At 69.6% G+C, this 4,587-nt stretch carries 2 protein-coding genes; both read left to right on the forward strand.

Features of this window, described 5'->3' with window-relative positions; genetic code table 11:
• Window positions 1-105: 105 nt before the first annotated feature.
• Window positions 106-501, forward strand: coding sequence for a hypothetical protein (locus ACZ7OH_RS51790; RefSeq protein ID WP_470287720.1), 396 nt, complete (start codon window positions 106-108; stop codon window positions 499-501).
• A 113-nt stretch (window positions 502-614) separates the two neighbouring features.
• The gene (gene hrpA, locus ACZ7OH_RS51795; RefSeq protein ID WP_470287721.1) at window positions 615-4,499 is read left to right on the forward strand and encodes an ATP-dependent RNA helicase HrpA; all 3,885 of its coding nucleotides are present in this window, start codon (window positions 615-617) and stop codon (window positions 4,497-4,499) included.
• Window positions 4,500-4,587 lie beyond the last annotated feature (88 nt).

The raw sequence follows: 4,587 nt of genomic DNA on the forward strand, positions 1-4,587 counted from the left end.
GTGTCCGGCATCGCGCACCTGCACAACATCCTCCTCGCCAACTGACCGGCAACACCAGCCCCACCAACCACAACACGAGTTACGAGACATCCCTTGGGGGTTTCCATGTCCATTTTGGTGCGCGTCGGTGCGCTGTTCACGTTCCTCGGCTTCGGCTCGCTCGTCCTCAGACAGCTCGGCCGGACGTTCATCCTGATCGAGTGGGCCGACGACATGCAGCCGGTGTTCGGCATCGCGCTCGGCGTGGGCGGTCTGGTGCTGATCGCGGCCGGGCTGCTGCTCGGCCGGACCAAGGCCGCCAAGCCGCAGCAGCAGTTCGCCCAGCAGCCGCCCGCCCCGCAGGCCTATCCCGGCCAGCAGCCCTACCCGGGCCAGGCGCCGCAGCAGCAGTTCGCCCAGCAGCCCCCCGCCCCGCAGGCCTACCCCGGCCAGCAGCCGTACCCGGCCCAGGCGCCGCAGCCGCAGTACCCGAACCAGCAGTACCCGAACCAGCGGGGCTGACCCGGCCCGAAGCGCCCCGAGGCCACCTCGGGGCGCTTCGAGCGTGCGCCCGGTCACGCGGCGGGGATATTCGGAAGCCCGGTTCGTCACCCACGGCTATCCTTGGCCTAAGCATGTCCACGTCATCCCCCTTCGAAGCGCTGCGTGCGCGCCTGCCCGAGCTGATGCCGCGCGACGAGCAGCGGCTGCGCCGGCGGCTCGACGGCGCCCGCAAGGCTCGCGACCGCGATGCCGCCCTCGCGCGGATCTCCGCCGACGTCGAAAAGGCCGAGCTGCGCCTCGCGTCGCGCCGCGCGAGCGTGCCCAAGATCGAATACCCCGAAGAGCTGCCGGTCAGCAAGCTCAAGGACGAGATCGGCGCGGCGATCGAGAAGCACCAGGTCGTGATCGTCGCGGGGGAGACCGGCTCGGGCAAGACCACCCAGCTGCCGAAGATCTGCCTCGAGCTCGGCCGCGGCATCCGCGGCCAGATCGGGCACACCCAGCCGCGGCGCCTCGCCGCGCGCACGGTCGCCGACCGGATCGCCAGCGAGCTGAAGACCGAGCTCGGCGACGCCGTCGGGTACAAGGTGCGGTTCACCGACCAGTCCGGGCAGGACACGCTGGTCAAGCTGATGACCGACGGCATCCTGCTGGCCGAGATCCAGACCGACCGCTCGCTGCGCCAGTACGACACCCTCATCATCGACGAGGCCCACGAGCGCAGCCTCAACATCGACTTCATCCTCGGCTACCTCAAGCAACTGCTGCCGCGCCGCCCCGACCTCAAGGTCATCATCACCTCGGCGACCATCGACCCCGAGCGCTTCTCGAAGCACTTCGACGACGCCCCGATCGTCGAGGTCTCCGGCCGGACGTACCCGGTCGAGACGCGCTACCGGCCGCTGGTCGACCCGGACGACCCCGAAGGCGACGACGAGCGCGACCAGACACAAGGCATCCTCGAGGCCGTCGAGGAGCTGTGCGCCGAGGGCCCGGGCGACATCCTGGTGTTCCTCTCCGGCGAGCGCGAAATCCGCGACACCGCCGACGTGCTGAACCGCGCGAACTTGCGCGGCACCGAGGTCCTGCCGCTGTACGCGCGGCTGTCGGCGGCCGAGCAGCACCGCATCTTCCAAGCCCACAGCGGACGCCGGGTCGTGCTCGCGACGAACGTCGCCGAAACCTCGCTGACCGTGCCGGGCATCAAGTACGTCGTCGACCCGGGCACCGCGCGGATCTCGCGCTACAGCCACCGCACGAAGGTGCAGCGGCTGCCGATCGAACCGGTGTCGCAGGCGTCGGCGAACCAGCGCAAGGGCCGCTGCGGCCGGACGTCCGACGGCATCTGCATCCGGCTCTACTCCGAAGAGGACTTCGAGAACCGGCCGGAGTTCACCGATCCGGAGATCCTGCGGACCAACCTCGCGTCGGTCATCCTGCAGATGACCTCGCTCGGCCTCGGCGACATCGCGGCGTTCCCGTTCGTCGAGCCGCCGGACCGCCGCCAGGTCACCGACGGCATCGGGCTGCTGCAGGAACTCGGTGCGTTCTCGAGCACCGGTTCCGACCGCACCCTCACCGACATCGGCCGCAAGCTCGCGCAGCTGCCCGTCGACCCGCGGATGGGCCGGATGGTGCTGGAGGCCGCGAAGAACGGGTGCGTCCGCGAGGTCATGATCATCGCGGCGGGACTGTCCATCCAGGACCCGCGCGAGCGGCCGGCGGAGAAGCAGCAGGCGGCCGACGCCCAGCACGCGCGCTTCGCCGACCCGACGTCGGACTTCCTCGCCTACCTCAACCTCTGGGAGTACGTCGCCGAGCAGCAGAAGGCGTTGTCGGGCAACCAGTTCCGGCGCATGTGCCGCACCGAGTACCTGAACTACCTGCGGCTGCGCGAGTGGCAGGACATCTTCAGCCAGCTGCGTCAGCTGGCCAAGCCGCTCGGCATCTCCCTGAACACGAACACGACCCCGGCCGACCCGCAGCGCGTGCACACGTCGCTGATCGCCGGGCTGCTCTCGCACATCGGGCTCAAGGACCCGGCGAAGGGCGACTACCTGGGTGCGCGCGGCGCCCGGTTCGGCATCTTCCCGGGGTCGGCGCTGTTCAAGAAGCAGCCGCGCTGGGTGATGTCGGCGGAGCTGGTCGAGACGTCGCGGCTCTGGGCGCGGGTCAACGCGCGCATCGAGCCCGAGTGGGTCGAGCCGCTCGCGCAGCACGTCGTCAAGCGCAACTACTCCGAGCCGCACTGGGAGCGCAAGCAGGGCGCGGTGATGGCGACCGAACGCGTCACGCTGTACGGCGTGCCGCTGATCGCCGACCGCCGCGTCAACTACGGCCGGATCGACCCCGAGATGTCGCGGGCGCTGTTCATCCGGCACGCGCTCGTCGAGGGTGACTGGCAGACGCGCCACCACTTCTTCGCCGAAAACCGGGCCCTGCTGGAAGAAGTCGAGGACCTCGAGAACCGGGCGCGGCGGCGCGACATCCTCGTCGACGACCAGACGCTCTACGAGTTCTACGACGCCCGCGTCCCGGCGGACGTCGTTTCGGTGCGCCACTTCGACACGTGGTGGAAGAAGACGCGCCACGAGCAGCCGGACCTGCTCTCGTTCGAAAAGTCCATGCTCATCAACGAGACCGCGGGCGGCGTCCGCGAGGGCGACTACCCGGACTCGTGGACGCAGGGCACGCAGGTCTTCACGCTGACCTACCAGTTCGAGCCGGGCGCGGACGCCGACGGCGTCACCGTGCACATCCCGCTGCCGGTGCTGAACCAGGTGACGCCGCACGGCTTCGACTGGCAGGTGCCGGGCCTGCGCGCGGAACTGGTGACGCAGCTGATCAAGTCGCTGCCGAAGGCGCTGCGGCGCAACTTCGTCCCGGCGCCGGACACCGCGGCGTATGTCCTATCGCGAGTGTCGCCTTCGGACGGTCCGCTGCTGGAGGTGCTCGGCCGCGAGCTGCGTTCCCTGCGCGGCATCACGGTTCCCTACGCGGACTGGGACCTTTCCTCGGTGCCGGAGCACCTGAAGATGACGTTCCGGGTGGTCGACGAGCGCGGCAAGCGCGTCGCCGAGGGCAAGGACATCGAGGAGCTGCAGCGGAAACTGGCCCCGAAGGTCCGGGCCACGATCTCCCGGGCCGCCAACAGCATCGAGAAGGCCGGGCTGACGAAACCGGCGTTCGGTTCGCTGCCGAAGGTGTTCGAGTCGACGCAGCGCGGTCACGACGTCAAGGCGTACCCGGCGTTGGTGGACGAGGGCGCGTCGGTGGCCGTGCGGCTGCTCGACACGCCGGGCCAGCAGGAACACGCGATGTGGGCGGGCACACGGCGGATGCTGCGGCTGAACCTGAACTCGCCGATGAAGTTCATCACGCGGTCGCTGTCCAACTCCTCGAAGCTGGTGCTCAACCGGAATCCGCACGGCAGCGTGGCGGCACTGCTCGAAGACTGCGTCGACTGCGCGGTGGACGCCCTGATGGCGGCCGGCGGCGGTCCGGTGTTCGACGAGACCGGGTTCAAGGTGCTGCTGGAACGCGTGCGGGCGGCCCTGCACCCGGAGGTGCTGGCGGTCCTGACGGACGTGGAGAAGATCCTGCGCGCGGCGAACGACGTCGAGGTGGCGCTGCCTTCGTCTCGTGGTCCGGCGGAGTCGCTGTCCGATATCCGCGCCCAGCTGGCGGGCTTGGTGTACCCGGGTTTCGTGACGGCGACGGGCGCGTCCCGGCTGCGGCACGTCGTCCGCTACCTGCAAGGGATCTCGCGGCGGCTGGAGAAACTGCCGACCGAGCCGACGCGCGACCTGCAGCGGACGGCGGACATCGCGTGGATCCAGGGCGAGTACGCCGACGCCGTGGCCGCGCTGCCGCCGGGGACGTCGTCACCGGCGTTGAACGGGGTGCGGTGGATGATCGAGGAACTGCGCGTGTCGTTCTTCGCGCAGACCCTCGGCACGGCGCACCCGGTGTCGCTGAAACGGATCACCAAGGCCATCGACGACGCGTTGGCCTAAGGGATGTCTCGTAACCCGGTGTCGGAGCGGCCGGGCCGGTAGTTGATCATGTTGGTGTGGTGCAGGTGATCACAGCGTCGCGGCCGGA

The organism is Amycolatopsis sp. NPDC114478, assembly GCF_055633805.1.